The sequence below is a fragment of the Shewanella jiangmenensis genome (genome assembly GCF_018596335.1).
GTDB classification, from domain to species: domain Bacteria; phylum Pseudomonadota; class Gammaproteobacteria; order Enterobacterales; family Shewanellaceae; genus Shewanella; species Shewanella jiangmenensis.
In genome coordinates this window covers 162,083-179,595 of sequence record NZ_JAHEPS010000004.1, presented here as the reverse complement: position 1 = coordinate 179,595, position 17,513 = coordinate 162,083, and the positions used below count along the sequence as shown (strand labels likewise).

Annotated in this window: 15 protein-coding genes; 12 read left to right on the top strand and 3 right to left on the bottom strand. The window is 55.8% G+C overall.

Translation table 11 applies throughout. The features are described from left to right. The first annotated feature begins 10 nt into the window (after positions 1-10). The 9 genes from cyoE (at position 11) to KJI95_RS11710 (ending at position 9,707) form a co-directional block, all read left to right on the top strand. Complete coding sequence (cyoE, locus tag KJI95_RS11750; protein ID WP_214507397.1) at positions 11-910, top strand: heme o synthase; 900 nt, start codon at positions 11-13, stop codon at positions 908-910. A gap of 9 nt (positions 911-919) precedes the next feature. Continuing rightward, positions 920-1,546, top strand: a complete 627-nt coding sequence (locus KJI95_RS11745; protein ID WP_214507396.1) for an SCO family protein — start codon at positions 920-922, stop codon at positions 1,544-1,546. Between the two features lie 166 nt (positions 1,547-1,712). Beyond that, the gene (locus tag KJI95_RS11740; protein ID WP_214507395.1) at positions 1,713-1,994 is read left to right on the top strand and encodes an STAS domain-containing protein; all 282 of its coding nucleotides are present in this window, start codon (positions 1,713-1,715) and stop codon (positions 1,992-1,994) included. 14 nt (positions 1,995-2,008) lie between these two features. Continuing rightward, the gene (locus KJI95_RS11735) at positions 2,009-2,371 is read left to right on the top strand and encodes a response regulator (protein WP_126168669.1); all 363 of its coding nucleotides are present in this window, start codon (positions 2,009-2,011) and stop codon (positions 2,369-2,371) included. Positions 2,372-2,390: 19 nt separating this feature from the next. Further along, positions 2,391-4,586, top strand: coding sequence for a chemotaxis protein CheA (locus KJI95_RS11730; RefSeq protein WP_214507394.1), 2,196 nt, complete (start codon positions 2,391-2,393; stop codon positions 4,584-4,586). 14 nt (positions 4,587-4,600) lie between these two features. Next, positions 4,601-5,140, top strand: a complete 540-nt coding sequence (locus KJI95_RS11725; protein ID WP_214507393.1) for a chemotaxis protein CheW — start codon at positions 4,601-4,603, stop codon at positions 5,138-5,140. A gap of 28 nt (positions 5,141-5,168) precedes the next feature. Further along, positions 5,169-7,775 (top strand): methyl-accepting chemotaxis protein, encoded by a 2,607-nt coding sequence (locus KJI95_RS11720; RefSeq protein ID WP_214507392.1) that lies wholly within the window; start codon positions 5,169-5,171, stop codon positions 7,773-7,775. Positions 7,776-7,866: 91 nt separating this feature from the next. Next, entirely contained in the window at positions 7,867-8,673 is an 807-nt protein-coding gene (locus KJI95_RS11715; protein ID WP_214507637.1) for a CheR family methyltransferase, read from the top strand. Positions 8,674-8,687: 14 nt separating this feature from the next. Continuing rightward, positions 8,688-9,707, top strand: coding sequence for a protein-glutamate methylesterase/protein-glutamine glutaminase (locus KJI95_RS11710; RefSeq protein WP_214507391.1), 1,020 nt, complete (start codon positions 8,688-8,690; stop codon positions 9,705-9,707). A gap of 210 nt (positions 9,708-9,917) precedes the next feature. Here the strand turns inward: KJI95_RS11710 and KJI95_RS11705 are convergent, their stop codons facing one another. Then, positions 9,918-10,967, bottom strand: coding sequence for a polysaccharide deacetylase family protein (locus tag KJI95_RS11705; protein WP_214507390.1), 1,050 nt, complete (start codon positions 10,965-10,967; stop codon positions 9,918-9,920). An 86-nt stretch (positions 10,968-11,053) separates the two neighbouring features. On the opposite strand from KJI95_RS11705, the gene KJI95_RS11700 reads away from it, so the two are divergent. Next, positions 11,054-12,328, top strand: coding sequence for an MATE family efflux transporter (locus KJI95_RS11700; protein WP_214507389.1), 1,275 nt, complete (start codon positions 11,054-11,056; stop codon positions 12,326-12,328). Between the two features lie 97 nt (positions 12,329-12,425). Here the strand turns inward: KJI95_RS11700 and nfuA are convergent, their stop codons facing one another. Beyond that, the gene (gene nfuA, locus KJI95_RS11695; RefSeq protein WP_214507388.1) at positions 12,426-13,004 is read right to left on the bottom strand and encodes a Fe-S biogenesis protein NfuA; all 579 of its coding nucleotides are present in this window, start codon (positions 13,002-13,004) and stop codon (positions 12,426-12,428) included. 219 nt (positions 13,005-13,223) lie between these two features. Here nfuA and KJI95_RS11690 point away from each other — a divergent pair, with 219 nt between their 5' ends. Further along, the gene (locus KJI95_RS11690; protein ID WP_250885792.1) at positions 13,224-15,755 is read left to right on the top strand and encodes a M14 family zinc carboxypeptidase; all 2,532 of its coding nucleotides are present in this window, start codon (positions 13,224-13,226) and stop codon (positions 15,753-15,755) included. On the opposite strand, the gene KJI95_RS11685 is transcribed toward KJI95_RS11690, so the two are convergent. Further along, on the bottom strand, positions 15,725-16,504 hold the full coding sequence (locus tag KJI95_RS11685; RefSeq protein WP_214507387.1) for a ComFC family protein: 780 nt from the start codon (positions 16,502-16,504) through the stop codon (positions 15,725-15,727). The genes KJI95_RS11690 and KJI95_RS11685 overlap by 31 nt on opposite strands. A 26-nt stretch (positions 16,505-16,530) precedes the next feature. Here KJI95_RS11685 and bioH point away from each other — a divergent pair, with 26 nt between their 5' ends. Further along, a complete protein-coding gene (bioH, locus tag KJI95_RS11680) occupies positions 16,531-17,313 on the top strand; it encodes a pimeloyl-ACP methyl ester esterase BioH (protein WP_214507386.1) in 783 nt (260 codons plus the stop codon). The last annotated feature ends 200 nt before the right edge of the window (positions 17,314-17,513 follow it).

The window sequence follows — 17,513 nt, the reverse complement described above, 5'->3', positions numbered from 1 at the left end:
AGGAGTTTTTATGGCTAAATCGCTTTCTGTCGTTGCCGTCTCCAACCACACTCTGGGTCACTGGCGCGCCTATCTTGAAATGACCAAACCCAAGGTGGTGGCGCTGATGCTGCTTACCGTATTGGTTGGCATGTGTCTCGCGCTGCCGGGAGCGGTGCCGCTGCAGCCGCTGATTGCCGGCATGCTCGGTATCGGCATGATGGCGGGCGCGGCGGCAGCCATGAATCATCTGATAGACCGGCGCATTGATGCCCTGATGGCCCGCACTTATAACCGACCGCTGCCCAAGGGTAAGGTGCCGGTAGGCAATGCCATTGTGTTTGCCGCGCTGCTTTCGGTCTTTGGCTTTGTGCTGCTGTACCTTGCCGTCAATCCGCTTACCGCCTGGCTGACCCTGGCGAGCCTGCTCGGTTATGCCGTGGTGTACACGGCCTATCTTAAGCGTGCTACGCCGCAGAATATCGTGATTGGCGGCCTTGCAGGCGCCATGCCGCCGCTGCTTGGCTGGACTGCGGTCACCAACGAATTCCACGGTCACGGGCTGCTTTTGGTTATCATCATCTTTACCTGGACGCCGCCCCACTTCTGGGCGCTGGCTATCCACAGGCGCGCCGACTACGCCAAGGTCAACATCCCCATGCTGCCGGTCACCCACGGGGTGGAATTCACCAAAACCTGTATTTTTTTATACACCCTGCTGCTTGGTCTTGCTTGTCTGTTGCCGGTATTGGTGGGCATGAGCGGCGGTTTGTACCTGATAGGCTCCACGGCGCTGAGCCTGATGTTCATCTACAAGGCGTGGCGGCTCAAATTCCATGAAACCCCGGGCATGGCGATGGATGTGTTTAAGTTTTCGATTTATCACCTGATGCTGCTGTTTATGGTGCTGCTGCTCGATCACTATGTTTAAGGAGCCAAGATGAATAAAGCCTGGATTGTTGTTTTGCTGGCCGCCCTCGGGCTTTCGGGGCTGCTGCTGATAAAATTTGCCGGGCTTAAGCCGACTGAGGCAGTACTCGACACCGGCTTTGTGTTTCCGGACGCCAAACCCCTGTCGCCTTTCACCCTCACAGATCAAGACGGTAAGCTATTTGATAACAGCCGCTTGAAAGGAAAATGGAGCCTTATTTTCCTCGGGTACACCTTCTGCCCCGACATTTGCCCCACCACCATGGCCAAGCTGGCGGCGGCCTACCCGGCGCTTAACGAGGCCGGCGATGTGCAGGTAATTTTTGTCTCGGTCGACCCCGGGCGCGACAGCGCCGAGCGGCTCAAACAATATGCGGCCTTTTACCACCCCGACTTTATCGCCGTTTCAGGCGAGCACAAGGCACTGCTGCCCTTCACCCGTGAGCTTGGCATGGTGTACGCCATGGTTGGCGAGGGCGATAACTATCAGGTCGATCACAGCGCATCTATCGTCGTTATCTCCCCCAGCGGTGAAAAATACGCCGTCTTCAAACCCAAATCTGATGGCAAGTCCGTGCCACAAATCCTCAATCAGGCCTTGATTGCCGACATGCGAGCCATTCGTCGCCAGTTTTAAATCCCCGGGTCTTTCTGCGTAAAACTTACGGCCGATACGGCCGTATTTCTTTTTGGTTAGCTGAGCACATCCTAAAAAAAATCCTTGCAAATGAGGCGACAGTCTCGAATGGCGTCTATCTTTTCAAGGTAAAGGGAAGCAACCGACAAGCACGAAGGAAGCCTCGATGTCTGAAAATACCGTGGAACTGGGCAGTGAGCTGACCATTCGCAATATTCAGCCGATCTACAGCCAACTGGCCGAACTGCTGCACAGTGGAACTCCGGTGACATTGGATGCCTCAACACTTATCAAGGCAGACACCGCCGGGCTTCAGCTGCTGTTGTGCCTGCACTCGACCTGTGAACAAAGGTCAATTCCCCTTCATTGGCAGGGAACCACCGCCGAACTTAAAAAGCAATTTATCCAAATGGGTATGCAGCTCCCGGGTATCACCGACGAACTGTAAAAGGATGACAGCATATGAAGAAAATTCTTGCCGTTGATGACTCTGCCTCCATGCGCCAAATGGTGGGTTTCACACTCAAGACCGCTGGATTTGATGTCACCGAGGCCTGCAACGGTGATGAAGCATTGAAGGTTGCGCAAACCGGACAATTCGATCTGGTGATTTCCGACGTCAATATGCCGGTAATGGATGGCATCACCCTGATCCGCAATCTGCGCACCCTTCCCGCCTATAAATTCACCCCCTTGCTGATGCTCACCACCGAATCCGGCGGTGACAAAAAACAGGAAGGTCGGGCCGCCGGTGCCACAGGCTGGATTGTGAAACCCTTCAATCCAGAACAATTGCTGGCCACAGTGCGCAAAGTTTTAGGATAAGCCCCCACGAGGCAAGAGCATGGACATAGATCTCAGCCAATTCAGCCAGGTCTTTTTTGAAGAAAGTATTGAAGGTCTGGCGGCAATGGAGTCTGAGCTGCTGAAACTGGATGTGGACGCGCCGGATCCCGAGACCATCAACACCATCTTTCGCGCAGCCCACTCCATCAAGGGCGGCAGCGCAACTTTTGGCTTTATGGCAGTGGCCAATTACACCCATCTGCTGGAAACCCTGCTGGATGAAATCCGCGATGGTCGGCGGCGGATGACTCCTGACCACGTTGATATGCTGCTGCACTCGGTTGACCTGCTGCGCGGCATGATTGACTCACTGATGAATAAAAGTGAGTTCAATGACCCTAAATTACCGCAGCTGGAACAAAGGCTTGCACAGGCTTTGGCAAGCAACAACGCGCCGGAAACCAGCCAGCCCGAGCCAGCAGAGTCCAGCGCAGCGCCAGTCGCCTCCGATGCTGATTCCGCTATCGAAGACTGCTGGTACATCGACTTTAAAGCAGGCTTTGACATCATGCGCTGCGGCAACGACCCGCTGCTGATGTTTGCCGAGCTTGAGGCCAAAGGCGAGGTGCAAGTCAGCCTGCTGCCGCCCCAGTTTCCAGCCTGGGACGACTTCGACCCCGAAGGCTGCTATCTGCACTGGCAACTGAAAGTCATCACGGATGCGCCGCAAAAATCGCTGCAGGAAGTGTTTGAGTGGGTCGAAGACGAGTGTGAAATCAGCTATCAGCGGGGTTGCAGCACCGTAACCGGCGAAGCGCTGCAAGCTGCCGATGATACTGTCGACACCCAGGTAGGCGCGATAAGCCAAGCCGGGGCAGTGAGCCAGGCGGCCGTTCTTGGCCAAAGTATCAGCCAAAGTACCAGCCAAAGCGTTAACCAAAGTCAGGCGGCTACGCCAATTGCCGGTAGCAGCTTGCCAACGGCGACTGCAGTTACTCCAATCGAAAAGGCACCTCAAGCTCAGGCCGCCAAACAGGCCGCCAGCGCCAAGAATGCCGAAAGCAGCTCCATTCGGGTCAGTACCGAAAAAATCGACATGTTGATCAACATGGTCGGTGAGCTGGTCATCACCCAAGCCATGCTCGGGCAAATCGGCCAACAGGAAGAAATCAATCAGGAATCCTTGTTGTTGCTACAGCAAGGACTTGAGCAGCTCGCCTCCCACACCCGGGATTTGCAGGAAAGCGTCATGCAAATCCGCATGTTGCCCATCAGCTTTGCCTTTAACCGCTTCCCACGTCTGGTGCGGGACATAGGCCAGCAGCTGGGTAAAAAAGTTGAACTGGTGCTCAAGGGCGAAGATACCGAGCTTGATAAAACCGTGCTGGAGAAAATCGTCGACCCCATGGTGCATCTGGTACGCAACTCGCTTGACCACGGGCTCGAATTACCGGAAGCGCGCCTCGCCCGGGGCAAATCGGAAACCGGCACCATCACGCTGAATGCCTTCCATCAGGGCGGCTGCATAGTGATTGAAATTGTGGATGACGGCGCCGGACTCAATACCGAAAAAATTCTGATGAAAGCGCGCCAAAAAGGCCTGGTTGGCCCCGATGAAGAGCTGCCTGAAGAATCTATCCACCAGCTGATTTTCAAACCCGGCTTTTCTACCGCCGATACGGTTTCAGACCTCTCCGGTCGCGGCGTCGGTATGGATGTGGTCAAACGCAATATCCACGAGCTTAACGGCACCATAGAGCTGCGCTCCGAAGCCGGTAAAGGCAGCCGCTTTACCATAAGGCTGCCGCTGACGCTGGCTATTCTCGACGGCCAGCTCATCCGGATAGGCAAACACATTTACGTGGTGCCGCTGGTCTCTATCTATGAGTCGCTGCAAGTGCCATCAAACCGGATCAACAAGCTCTCTGATGGCCATGAACTTATCCGGCTTCGCGATGAATATCTTCCGGTAATCAAGGTGTTCCGTGAGTTTAATCACGATGCCGATGCCAAAGAAATCAAAGACGGCCTGGTCATGGTCGTGGACAACAACAACGAGAAAACCGGGCTTCTGGTCGATGAACTGCTGGCGCAGCAACAGGTGGTTATCAAGAGTCTGGAAGACAACTACACCCGCATACCCGGCATCTCAGGGGCGACCATCCTTGGGGATGGCACCGTGGCTCTGATTATCGATGTGGCAGGCCTGGTTAATCTCGCCGGTATCAGCAACAGCAAAGAACACGCAGCATAAAAGGAAGGCTCGTTATGGCAGACATGTCACTAGAAGACGCCAAACACGGACAACAGCAGTTCCTCAGTTTCATCATGGCGAATGAAGAATATGGGGTCGACATTCTTTCGGTTCAGGAAATCCGTGGCTGGGAGCCCACCACAGTGCTACCCAATGCGCCCGACTATGTCAAAGGCGTGATAAACCTGCGCGGCACTATCGTCCCTATCATAGATTTGCGGCAGAAGTTCGGCATCAAATCCCTCGAATACGGCACCACCACAGTGGTGATAGTGGTCAAGGTCACCATGGAAGATGCCCAAAAGATTATTGGCATAGTGGTCGACGCCGTGTCCGATGTGTTCAGCATCGAAGAGGATGAAATACGCCGCGCTCCGGATTTTGGCCACGAAACCGACCTTCGCTTTATCAAGGGCTTGGCCAACGTGCAGGACAAGATGGTTATTCTACTTGAAATCAACAGGTTACTTGGCTCAGCAATCCTGCCTGACCCAGACACGCTAAGCCGCATTCTAGACAATATTGACCAGCAATCCCAGGCGCTGAGCGCTTGAGGACGGCAATTCTGTGAGAGGAACAAACATGGACGCAGGCAATAACAATATGATGGGACAAAGCCCATTAACCCTTGCCGGCATGGCCGCCGGTGTCGTTGCACTGGTGCTGAGTCTGGTCGGGCAATCCGGCAACATGGTCAGCGGTGCGCTGGTGCTGGCGCTGGTGCTGCTTGGCATTGGGATAACCCAAAAGGGCGCGGGGTCCAACGTGCGCTTTGCCGATGCACTGGATGAAATTCGCAGCGCGCTTAAAAGCCCGACAAGACCGAAATTCAGCCAATATGACATTCCCGGCTGGCAGGCGTTTTCAGATGATTTCTGTACCTTCTGGGAAGCGCAGCAGCAAGGCAAAGCCACCCTCAAAGCACTGGATATCTGCCAGGCAAACGTGATGCTGGCCGACCCCAACGGCGATATTCTGTACTTCAACGAATCACTCAAAGCTACCTTGACCAAGGCCGAGAGCGATATCCGCAAAGAGCTGCCCAACTTCGATGCCAAACGCCTTATCGGGGTCAACATGGACAGCTTCCATAAAGACCCAAGTCATCAACGGCGCCTGGTCGGCAGCCTGAGCTCCGTCTATTCCGCCCAGATAAAAGTCGGTGGCCGCACCTTCAGCCTGATAGCATCGCCTGTGTTTGACGATAACCACCAGCGCATTGCCACCGTAGTCGAATGGCAAGATCTGACCGAAACGCTGGCGCGTCAGGAAGCCGAAGACAAGCTTATCCGCGACACCAACCGCATCAAACAGGCGCTGGATGTGTGTAAGGCCAACGTGATGATGGCCGATGAAAATTACAACATTATCTACTTTAACTACTCGCTCAAAGAGATGCTGAGCGGCAACGAGCACAAGCTCAGAGAGTCGCTGCCGCAGTTCGATATGGGCAAACTCATGGGCGCCAACATCGATATTTTCCACAAGAGCCCGGAACATCAGCGGCGCATGCTGGATAACCTGCGTGCAGCGTACGAAACCCGGATCAAGGTGGCGGGCCTGACCTTCAACCTGATTGCCACCCCGGTATTTGACGGAGGCAAACGCACAGGTACCGTGGTCGAATGGCAGGATGTCACCGCCATGCTGGCCCGCGAAGAGGCCGACAAAAAGCTTGCGGCGGAAAACGCCCGCATTCGCAAGGCGCTGGACAATGTGTCGTCCAACACCATGGTTGCCGATGCCGATTGCAACATCATTTACCTCAATGGCGCGGTAAGTGACATGTTCCGCAACGCCCAGTCCGACATAGTTAAAGATCTGCCCAACTTCAACAGCAACAAGCTGCTCGGTGAGAATATCGACGTATTCCACAAAAATCCGGCGCATCAGCGCAATATGCTGGCGAACCTTAAGTCGACCTATGTCAGCCAGCTTACGGTGGGTGGCCGCACCTTCCGCATTATCGCCAACCCCATCACAGATACTGACGGCAGCCGCATAGGCACAGTGGTCGAATGGGCCGACCGCACCGCCGAAGTCGCTATCGAGCATGAAATCGATAACATCATTGCCTCAGCCAATGCCGGTAACCTGTCTCAGCGGATTACCACCCACGACAAAGAGGGCTTCTTCCTTAATCTGTCCAACGGCCTCAACAGCCTGGTGAGCATTGCCGACAACGTGATCTCTGACGTGGTCGAGATGTTTGATGGCCTCGCCAAAGGCGATTTGACCCGCAAGATTAAAGGCGACTACGAAGGACAGTTTGGCAAGCTGCAAAGCGATGCCAATGCCACCGTCAGCCGTCTGACCGAAGTGCTGAACGGCATCAGCGAGTCGGCCAACACTGTCACTTCCGGCGCCGAAGAAATTGCTCAGGGCAATGCCGACTTAAGTCAGCGTACCGAAGAGCAGGCTGCATCACTTGAAGAAACTGCCTCCAGCATGGAGCAGATGACGGCAACCGTGAAACAAAGCGCAGAAAATGCCACCCTCGCCAACACCCTCGCCAAAGAAGCCTCAACCAAGGCCGATCATGGCGGCAAGGTGGTTAAACAGGCGGTCACCGCCATGGAAGCCATCAACGAGTCCAGTAAGCGCATCGCCGACATTATCGGTGTCATCGATGAAATCGCGTTCCAGACCAATCTGCTGGCGCTGAACGCCGCCGTGGAAGCCGCCAGAGCCGGTGAACAGGGTCGCGGCTTTGCCGTGGTGGCAGGTGAAGTGCGTAATCTTGCTCAGCGCTCCGCCGGCGCCGCCAAAGAAATCAAAGAACTTATCCGCGACAGCGTTAACAAGGTCAATGACGGTACCTCGCTGGTAAACCAGTCGGGCAATACCTTGCAGGAAATAGTCAACGCCGTATCCAAAGTGGCTGAAATGATTAATCAAATCAGCGTCGCTGCCGAGCAGCAGGCAACCGGCATTGAAGAAGTGAACAAAGCCGTTTCACAAATGGATGAGATGACCCAGCAAAACGCCGCTCTGGTGGAGGAAGTCTCAGCAGCGGGTGATGCCATGGCCGAGCAGGCACGCAATATGCGCCGGCAACTTGGCTTCTTCCGAACCGACGAACAGGCCGCACCTGTCGCTGCGCCGCTGGCGCTGGTGTCGGGCGGCGATAAACGGCCGGCGTCCAATAATAAGTTCAAGACCAGCAAAGAAGAATGGCATGAGTTCTGACGTTACACACATTCAGCGGTAGACGTGGTCACGGACGACCACCATTAGGGGAGCGGCGACTTTGGAATCAACATCGGAACGGGAATTCCCGATGACTCAGGCGGATTTCGAGTTTATTCGGGATTTGGCGTACAGCCAAACCGGCATAGTGCTGCCTGACCGTAAACGGCACATGGTGTACTCACGCCTGTGTCGCCGCCTCAGAGCCTTGCGGATCAATGATTTCCGTCAGTATTGCTTGTTACTGCAACAGCAACAGGAGCAGGAGTTGGGGCACTTTATCAATGCCCTGACCACTAACCTGACATCCTTCTTTCGCGAAAAGCATCACTTTGAGTTTTTGCGGGACGAACTGATACCGCGCTGGCAAAAAAGAGCCGACAAGCGTCTCAGAATTTGGTCTTCCGCCTGCTCGACCGGCGAGGAGCCCTATTCAATTGCCATGACGCTGGAGCCCTTTTTCGCCAAAAGCCCGTGGGATTTAAAAATTCTGGCAACCGATTTGGACACCAATGTGCTGACCAAGGCTGAAGCCGGGCTCTATCCGCCGGAGAATCTTGAAAACCTGCCGGGTAAGCTGATGGACAAGTATTTTCAGCCTAAGGGCAATGTGTTCAAAGTAACGGATGATGCACAAAAACTGGTGTTTTTTCGGCAACTTAACCTGCTGGAAAGCTGGCCTATGCAAGGACCATTCGACGTCATCTTTTGTCGCAATGTCCTCATTTATTTCGACAATCCAACCAAGAAAAAAATAATAAGTAAATTCAGACAATTATTAAGTGATGACGGGTATCTGTTCATCGGTCATTCCGAAACCCTGCACCATATTTCCGATGAGTTTGATTTGATTGGCCAGACGATTTACCGGCCCAACCGCCGTCTGAATCACTTTTAACAACCGGGGGACTCATGATTAAAGTGTTGATAGTTGATGATTCCGCGCTGGTACGTCAGCTTCTGAGTCATATGCTGTCCAAGGCGGGGGATATCGAGGTGGTGGGCTGCGCCGAAGACCCTTACGAAGCGCGCGACATGATTAAAGAGCTCAATCCCCATGTGCTCACCCTCGACATCGAAATGCCGCGCATGGATGGCATCGCCTTTCTCAGAAACCTGATGAAACTGCGCCCCATGCCGGTGGTGATGATTTCAACCCTCACCGAAAAAGGCGCCGCCATTACCCTTGAGGCGCTGTCACTTGGCGCTGTCGATTTTATTTCTAAACCCAAGAATGACTTGGCGAATAAGCTGCCTGAGTACCAGGAAGAGCTGATTGAAAAAATTCGTCAGGCCGCCGTAAGCCGGGTGCGGGCGTTAACGCCACCACCGCCGGAGACCGACAGCCCATCAAAACTGAAAAACCGCGTCATCGCCATTGGCGCCTCCACCGGCGGCACCGAAGCCATTCAGCGGCTGGTATCGCGACTGCCGGCCAATTTCCCACCTATAGTGATAGCCCAGCACATACCCGCCGCATTCAGCGCCTCTTTTGCCAAGCGGCTCGATTTGAATTCACAGATGACAGTGGTAGAGGCTGCGGGCGACGAACAGCTAAGGCCTGGTAACGTCTACATTGCACCCGGACATGCCCACATGGTGGTCAGGCGCAGCGGCGCACACTTTCGCACCGCCATACTCGACACCGAACCGGTGAACCGCCACAAACCGTCGGTAGACGTGCTGTTTGACAGCGTGGCCGATTGTGTCGGCAAATCAGCCATCGGGGTAATCTTGACCGGAATGGGACGGGATGGCGCCAAAGGGCTGCTGAATATGCGCGAGCAAGGCGCGCACACCATAGCCCAGGATGAAGCAAGCTCGGTGGTATGGGGTATGCCCGGCAGCTCGGTCGAAATCGGCGCTGCCTGTGAGCAGATGCATCTCGACAGAATCGCCGCAAGATTACTCGACTTACTTAAACTCGATTAACCCGTGGGCGTTTCCGGCCAATCGGTTCACTGACCGAGACTTCTTTAGCCGCTGAAAGCGTGTAAATAGAGCAGCGCCGATGAAAGCATGTAAAAAGTCGCGCAGCTTAAACAGCACCGATTAAACCGTACTGATTAACCGGCGCTGTTTTAACCGCGCTATAAGCGTTACCCAAGCAAAGCCCGCAGCAGCCCCAATGCTCGCTGAGGCTCAGGGCTCCTTCGGCCAGCTGCCATCTTTATTGGCACGCACCCATGCCTGAGAAAACCAATAATAGCCCTTCTGACTTTTTGACGGTGCGGTACAGTTATAGCGCGAACGCCCCGCCGGTAACTCTTTGCTCGCCCGTACGCTAAACTCGGTTGCCGATACCCAGGTTGGTGTCACTGCGCCTTCGTTTGGTAAAAAGCAGCGCAGCGCCGAGGTTTGAATGTCACTCACATCCGCAAGGGTGACCGACAGCAACGGACCAAAGTCCTTGGTAAGATGCGGGTCGGCGGGAGATAAAGCCTTTACCGGCAATGGCAGGCTCCAGAGCTTTTCCTTTACGCTCTCAAGCGTGCCGTAGGCGCCGCCAAAGGGAAATCGCGGTATGGCGGTAAGGTCACTGTAGCGCCCCATGGCGCCGGACTGCTGGCCGAATGCCACCATGCCCAACTCTTTAATTAGCTGCTGCAGCGCGCCATTGTACTCACCAAAAGGGTAGGCCAGCATAGGCTGCACCGCCTTACCGCGGATTTGCTCCAGCGTTTTTTCGGTGGCGAGCAGATCACTGCGAATACGTGCTTTCCAATCGGCGTCAGTTTCACCGGGCAACTTACGGATCAGATGATCGTGGGCAAAACTGTGGTTGGCTATCTCGGCGCCGTCACGGGCGAGGCGTTTCAGCGTTGCCTCAGTCATCATGCCCTTGTGGCCCTTCAGCATAGGGTCTATCGAAACAAACAGGGTGTAGGGAAAACCAAATTCCTTTAGGATCGGCACAGCTTCATCGGCAATGTTTTGATAACCATCGTCAAAGGTAATGGCCACGGCCCTGAGCGGCGGCTCTTCACCACGCTGCACCATGGCAACCAGATCGCGAAGCGGCATAACTTTAAATTGATTGTCTGCCAGAAACTGCATGTGGCTTCTGAACTCGGCCGGGGTCACACTGGTAACGCGGGGACTGGATTCAGACACATGGTGGTACTGCATCACCACCGCCGCCTGGGCTGCGGTGCCAATCAGGGCAAAAAGCAAGGCAACGACTTTTAACATTCCGGGGAAATCCTCTGCAAAAACAACTATCGCTTACCTGGTTTGACCGGGAAAGGCATAAAAAATTATGGGCGCTGGCACTGCCTATGATGCTGTCCAATATTACTGTGCCGCTGCTTGGCCTGGTGGACACTGCCATCATAGGCCATCTGAGCGCGGCCTATTATTTGGGTGGCGTCGCACTGGGGTCAACCCTGTTCACCCTGATTGTATGGTTATTGGGCTTTTTGCGGATGGCGACCACTGGGCTCACGGCTCAGGCCTTTGGCGCCGGCAACGCTCACAACCAAAAAGCCTTGCTGTATCAGGGCTTATTGCTGGCTGTGTTATTGGGCAGCAGCCTGGTACTGCTGCATCAGCCGCTGCTGGAGCTGGTGCTTTCCTTGTCGGCGGCAAGCAGTGAGGTGCTGCACTATTGCCGCGAGTATTTTTCAGTGCGAATACTGTCGCTGCCGCTGACGCTGGCCAATCTGGTGATGCTTGGCTGGTTGTTGGGGCGGCAATCCCCAAGAGCCGCCATGTGGCAGCTGATTTTGGCCAATCTGGTCAATATTGCGCTTGATGTACTGTTTGTGCTCGGCCTTGGCATGGGGGTAAAGGGTGCCGCGCTTGCGTCTGTGCTGGCCGACGTCGCGGCGTTTGCCGTGGCGGCAGTGTTCGTGCGCCGCGCACTTTCCCACATGAAAGCCGCGCCAATCCAACTTACCGGGCTGTTCCAAGGCCTTGGGCGGCTGCTCAGGCTTAACCGCGACATATTCATCCGCAGCCTGTGCCTGCAGCTCACTTTTGCTTTTATGAACTTCAAGGGGGCGGGCATTGGCGATACCACGGTGGCGGCCAATGCGGTACTGCTGAATTTTTTACTGCTGGTATCTTATGCGCTCGATGGCATTGCCTACTATGGCGAGGCCGAAACCGGCGCTGCTATCGGTCGGCGCGACGGTTCAGCGCTGCTCGGCGCAGTCACGCTGGCACTCGGGTGGTCGGCCATGTTTGCACTGCTTTTCAGCGCCGCCTTTGCCCTCGGAGGTGACATGCTTATCCAGTTGATGACAGACATCAGCGCGGTGCAAGAGGCCGCCCTGACCTGCCTGCCCTGGCTGGTGCTGATGCCGATACTGGCGTTCGGCTCTTATCTGTTTGATGGGGTGTATATCGGAGCAACTCAGGGAAAGGTGATGCGAAACAGCATGTTGCTGGCGACCTTTGGGGTGTTTTTACCGGTCTGGTTTTTATCACAGCAGCAGGGAAATCACGCCCTTTGGCTTGCCATGAGCGCGTTTATGGCAGCACGAAGCTTAAGCCTTGGCTGGCATTTTTACCGCTTTCATGGCCGCTTTATCGAGCAGCAAACGCCTTGAGCGCCGGCCAATTTGCAAGGCAGTGATGTCTAAAGCCGCTGCTTCTTAAGCATAAAAAAACGCGGCATCGGCCGCGTTTTTCACATCCCGGCAGGGATCACTGGTAAGAATGGCTGCCGTGGCTGTGCTCTGTGGCATCGCGCACGCCGGTCAGTTCGCCCGGGAACATGTCCAGCAGCTGCTTTTCGATACCATTTTTCAGGGTCACGTCTACCATGGAGCAGCCGTTACAGCCGCCGCCGAACTGGATAACGGCCACGCCGTCGGCAGTCACTTCCACCAGCATAATGTTACCGCCGTGACCGGCCAGCTGCGGGTTGATTTCGGACTGAATAAGGTACTCGATTCGCTCAACCAGCGGCGCATCGGAAGACACTTTGCGCATCTTGGCGTTGGGCGCCTTCAGTGTCAGCTGTGAGCCGAGGGAGTCAGACACCAGATCTATGCTGGCATCTTCCAGAAACGGAGCGCTTTTCTCATCGACCATGGCGTTGAAACCGTTGAATTCCAGCTCAATGTCGTCGTCTTCAACGGCATCCGGTGGGCAGTAAGATACGCCGCACTCGGCCTGCGCCGTGCCAGGGCTAATCACAAATACACGGATGTTGGTGCCTTCAGGCTGGTCGGCAAGCAGCTTCACAAAATGGGCCTGAGCCGCTTCGGAAATGCTAATCATGTAGAGCGCTCCATCAGGGAAACCTGAGTAATTTACTAAGAATTGCGCCTATGATACTCGCTCTGTCTGGCGGATAGTAGCCCTCAGCCCAAGGCTGTTCCCGAAAAATGTCGATGAGATCCCATCAATGCTGCACGCCTGCCGACCAAGGCAGGATAGTCAATCCGGCGGCAACCTGTTAATTTGGCTGGTATTACAAAAATATAATCCGGATACATCATGCCAAACGCCTTGCTCAACGCCATGCCAACTACCCCGCGACAGACCAAGTCACGCACCCTGCTTCGCCGCCTTTGTCTTAGCCTGTGCCTGCTTGGCAGCACTCCCGCCATCGCGGCAGAACTTGAGCAATATCTGGGCTATCCCCTTGGCGAGTGGCACATCCGCCATGACCAGATTAACGGCTACCTGCAGCAACTGGCGAGCAGCAATCCCAAAGTGTCGCTCGAGCAAACCGGCTACAGCCATGAGCGCAGACAGCAGCTGACCGCTGTCATTACTTCTGAGCAAAACCAGCAAAGACTCAAGGAGATCCTGGCAGCCAGACTAGAGGTTAAGTCAGGTAACGCCAAAGACGATGTGCTGGTTGTCTGGCTTGCCTATTCCATTCATGGCGACGAGGCCAGCGGCGCCCATGCCGCCATGGCGCTGATTGAGCAGCTCGCCACCAGCCAGGAGCCCTGGATTACCGACCTGCTCGCAAACACCGTGGTGCTGGTCACCCCCAGCCAAAACCCGGATGGCCTCGATAGATTCGCCAACTGGTCAAACAGTTACCGTGGCATTGGCGTAGCTACCAGCGACAACAATCACAAAGAACACAACCAGAACTGGCCTTCTGGCCGCTTCAATCACTATCTGGCGGATCTGAACCGCGACTGGCTGTTCCTGCGCCATCCCGAGAGCCGTGGGCGTGTTGCCTTGCTGCATAAATGGCAGCCCCATTATGTGGGCGATTTTCACGAGATGGGCCACGATGAAACTTACTTCTTCCAGCCCGGCGTGCCATCGCGCACTCACCCGCTTACGGCCAAAAAGAATCAGGAACTCACTGAGAAACTGGCTGATTTTTACCGCGAAGCGCTGGATCAAAAACAGCAGCCATATTTCAGCCGCCAAAGCTTCGATGATTTCTTTTACGGCAAAGGCTCCACCTACCCGGACATCAATGGCGCTGTGGGCGTATTGTTTGAACAGGCCAGCGCCCGCGGCCAGATGCAGGACTCCAGCCATGGCGGCATCAGCCTTGCCAAAGCCATCGACAATCAGCTGACCACTTCGCTGGCGGCGCTGCGTGGAACCCATGCATTACGCCAAGAGTTGATGGCTTATCAAAAAGCCTTTTACGCCGATAAACAGGGCAGTGACGATTCAGGTCGGCTTATCAATACCCAGGGCGATCCGCAGCGCCGTGATGCGCTGGCCGAGGTGCTGACCCAGCACGGCATTCACTTTGCGTATTTGCAGCAAACTATCAAATCAGACAAGCAAATCTATACCCCGAACGACAGTTTGTTTATTCCAAACAAACAATCTCAATCCCTGTTGCTGCAGGCCATGTTTGAGCGGCGGACCCGCTTTGCCGACAGCACCTTTTATGATGTCAGCGCCTGGGACTTTGGCTCGGCACTGAATCTCACTGTGACTGACGATTTTGCCCCGGACAGCGAGGCGCTGAGCCAAACAAAACCCGCTAAACAGCCAAAGGCGCTGCCCGAATCCACAGTCGCCGTATTAATAGACTGGCGTCAGGGCGCCGCCGCCAAGGTTCTGGCCGCACTGCATCAGCAGGATATCAGAGTGCGGGTTGCCACCAGGGCCTTTACCCCCCGCGGCGGCGAGCGTGAATTTGGCCCGGGCACCCTGATGGTCGCCACCGGACAACAGCCACTGGGCCGCAGCGAGCTGCTGGCGCTGCTCACCGAGCTTGCCGACAAGTCGCAGCTTGAGCTTTTCCCCGTGTCATCCTTCAGCGCCTCCTCCGGCATCGACCTTGGCAGCGCCAACATGGCGCCACTTGCCAGGGTCAAACCGCTGCTGATTTCCGGGCGCGGCACCGACACCACCGAAGTAGGTGAAATCTGGCAGCTGCTCGATAGCGGTCTTAATCAGCCCTATACCCTCGCCGACATGGATAATCTGGAGCGTTTCGATCTTAGCGGCTACACCCACGTGCTGTTCGCTGATGGCAATTACAGCGAGCTTGGCGAGGCCTTTGGCCGCAAGCTGGGCGAGTTTGTCAAAGCAGGCGGCGTGGTCATCGCCCAAAAAGGTGCCCTCAGCTGGCTTGCCAAGCACGACTTACTGCGCACCGCGGTGCAGGATGCCTCGTTTTATCAAAAGGAATTTGATACCAAAGCACTGAAATTTGCCGACCGCGATGCGCTTAAGGCACGTCAGACCATAGGCGGCGCCGTGGTGAGCTGGCAGCTGGATAACAGCCATCCCCTCGCCTACGGCATAGGCACCGAGCAGTTACCCGTGATGAAAGACAAGGTGATTGCCCTCGCCGCCAGTGAGGATGCCTTTACCGTGGCGGCCTATTACGCTCAAAAGCCGCTGCTGGCGGGCTTTCTCGCCGATGAGTATCAGCAGGCACTCGGCCTTGGCAACGCCCTGGTTGCCGAAACCAAAGGCAAGGGTGTGGTGGTTGCAATGGCTGATAACCTGCTGTTTCGCAATATCTGGCTGAGCGGAGCCAAGGTGTACAGCAACGCGCTTTACCTGCTGCCGGCAGCCATGGAGCCCTGAACTGCCTCATCCAGCAGCCCGGGCGCCTCGGCCCGGGCAAGACACCAAACCTGTACGCTCACACCCTGCGCCTCCAGCAGGGTGGCAATGGCACTGGCTGTGCTGCCCGTGGTGACCACATCATCCACCAGCGCCACCGAGCCTGCACTGCACACCCCATTGATAACAAAGGCTTGCTGCAAGTTTCGCCGCCTGGCTCGGCCATCAAGCCCGGCCTGTGGCGGCGTGTTGCGACAGCGGCCAAGCAGATCAGGCGCCACGGCTATGCCGGTCTGGCGTGAGAGTTCCTTCGCAATTTCATAAGCTTGATTAAAGCCACGCTGCCGCAGGCGCGTTGGGTGCAAGGGCACAGGCAGCAAGAGCGACACGGGGCGGATAAGCCTGGCCTGCCGAAGCTGCTGCACCCGCGAAGCAAGCCGCCGGCACAAAGGCTCGATAGCCGCAAATTGGCCCTGATATTTAATCGCCGCCACCGCATGACCCAGGCCGCGATGATAACTTGCCCCCGCCACCACCGGCAGCGCATTGAGAATGCGGCAAGGGGCGCAAAAGCCAAATTCGGCGTCCAGACTGCGACCACAGCCAAGGCATACCGGCCCCTGATAGCAGCAGGCATCCAGACAAAAACCGCAAATCCCCGTCCCTTCGGTCACCTGTTGATGACAGACAAGACAGCGGTTGGGTAAACTGCCGAGCAGCAGCGCCCTGGCCTGTAACCACCACAGCCGCCACGGTAACGCATTGGCCATAACATCATCCCTGACACGAGGCATAAGTGAACCCGACTTCAGCGCACCCCATACATATCGACAGCCACGGCCAGGGGCCGGATCTGGTTATCCTGCACGGCTGGGGCATGAACGGGGCAGTATTTTTGCCGCTGCAGCAGGCATTTTCCGAGTATAGGTTGCATCTGGCCGACCTGCCGGGCTTTGGCCTGAGCGCCCCTGTGGATGGCATGCTGGACATGTGGGTCGATACCCTGATGGCGCAGTTGCCGCCAAGGATGATTCTCGCTGGCTGGTCACTCGGCGGACTGGTGGCAAGCCGCGCCGCGCTGCGTTATCCCGAGCGGGTACAGGCACTTATCACCATCGCCTCGTCGCCCTGTTTTATTGCACAGGAAAGCGAGGGCTGGCCCGGGATCCCGCCGCAGGTGCTGCGTCAGTTCGGCGATGAGCTGGGGAAAGACCTGCCAAAAACCATAGAGCGTTTTCTTGCGATTCAGGCCATGGGCAGCGACACAGCCCGAGAAGATATCCGCCGCCTGCGCGATTTGGTGTTGTCGCGGCCGCTGCCGGACAGAACCGCACTCGCGCAGGGACTGACCATGCTGAAAGAAGTGGATTTGCGTGCAGAACTTGCCGAGCTTAACCGGCCTTGGCTACGGATTTGGGGCCGCCTTGATGGTCTGGTGCCACGGCGGGTCATGGCGCAGATGCCAATGGCGGCGCACTATGAGGATTTATTGCTGCACAAGGCATCCCACGCGCCGTTTTTCTCCCATCCAGAGGAATTTATCGACGGACTCAAGCTATGGCTGGCCAAGCTGCCTTAGGCTTAGGCTTAGGCTTAGGCTTAGCCTTAGGCTTAGGATCATAAGCGCATCGCCATCAGCTCGGGGGTAAACCCGGCGCGCGCAGCTTATTGCACCCCAAGGCTTTATCGCGGCCACTGCAAAGGTTATTATTTAAGCAGCGCCGATTCGCCGGCATTCTTCGATAGTCGACGTTAGATGAATGTTGGCGGGTTCAGGCC

Bases quoted from the DNA above. Each gene is read 5' to 3' on its own strand.
- KJI95_RS11730 (WP_214507394.1), top strand. From the start codon at position 2,391: ATGGACATAGATCTCAGCCAATTCAGCCAGGTCTTTTTTGAAGAAAGT.
- KJI95_RS11720 (WP_214507392.1), top strand. From the start codon at position 5,169: ATGGACGCAGGCAATAACAATATGATGGGACAAAGCCCATTAACCCTT.
- KJI95_RS11735 (WP_126168669.1), top strand. From the start codon at position 2,009: ATGAAGAAAATTCTTGCCGTTGATGACTCTGCCTCCATGCGCCAAATG.
- KJI95_RS11725 (WP_214507393.1), top strand. From the start codon at position 4,601: ATGGCAGACATGTCACTAGAAGACGCCAAACACGGACAACAGCAGTTC.
- KJI95_RS11705 (WP_214507390.1), bottom strand. From the start codon at position 10,967: ATGTTAAAAGTCGTTGCCTTGCTTTTTGCCCTGATTGGCACCGCAGCC.
- KJI95_RS11700 (WP_214507389.1), top strand. From the start codon at position 11,054: ATGATGCTGTCCAATATTACTGTGCCGCTGCTTGGCCTGGTGGACACT.
- KJI95_RS11745 (WP_214507396.1), top strand. From the start codon at position 920: ATGAATAAAGCCTGGATTGTTGTTTTGCTGGCCGCCCTCGGGCTTTCG.
- KJI95_RS11685 (WP_214507387.1), bottom strand. From the start codon at position 16,504: ATGGCCAATGCGTTACCGTGGCGGCTGTGGTGGTTACAGGCCAGGGCG.
- KJI95_RS11715 (WP_214507637.1), top strand. From the start codon at position 7,867: ATGACTCAGGCGGATTTCGAGTTTATTCGGGATTTGGCGTACAGCCAA.
- KJI95_RS11710 (WP_214507391.1), top strand. From the start codon at position 8,688: ATGATTAAAGTGTTGATAGTTGATGATTCCGCGCTGGTACGTCAGCTT.
- KJI95_RS11690 (WP_250885792.1), top strand. From the start codon at position 13,224: ATGCCAAACGCCTTGCTCAACGCCATGCCAACTACCCCGCGACAGACC.
- cyoE (WP_214507397.1), top strand. From the start codon at position 11: ATGGCTAAATCGCTTTCTGTCGTTGCCGTCTCCAACCACACTCTGGGT.
- KJI95_RS11740 (WP_214507395.1), top strand. From the start codon at position 1,713: ATGTCTGAAAATACCGTGGAACTGGGCAGTGAGCTGACCATTCGCAAT.
- nfuA (WP_214507388.1), bottom strand. From the start codon at position 13,004: ATGATTAGCATTTCCGAAGCGGCTCAGGCCCATTTTGTGAAGCTGCTT.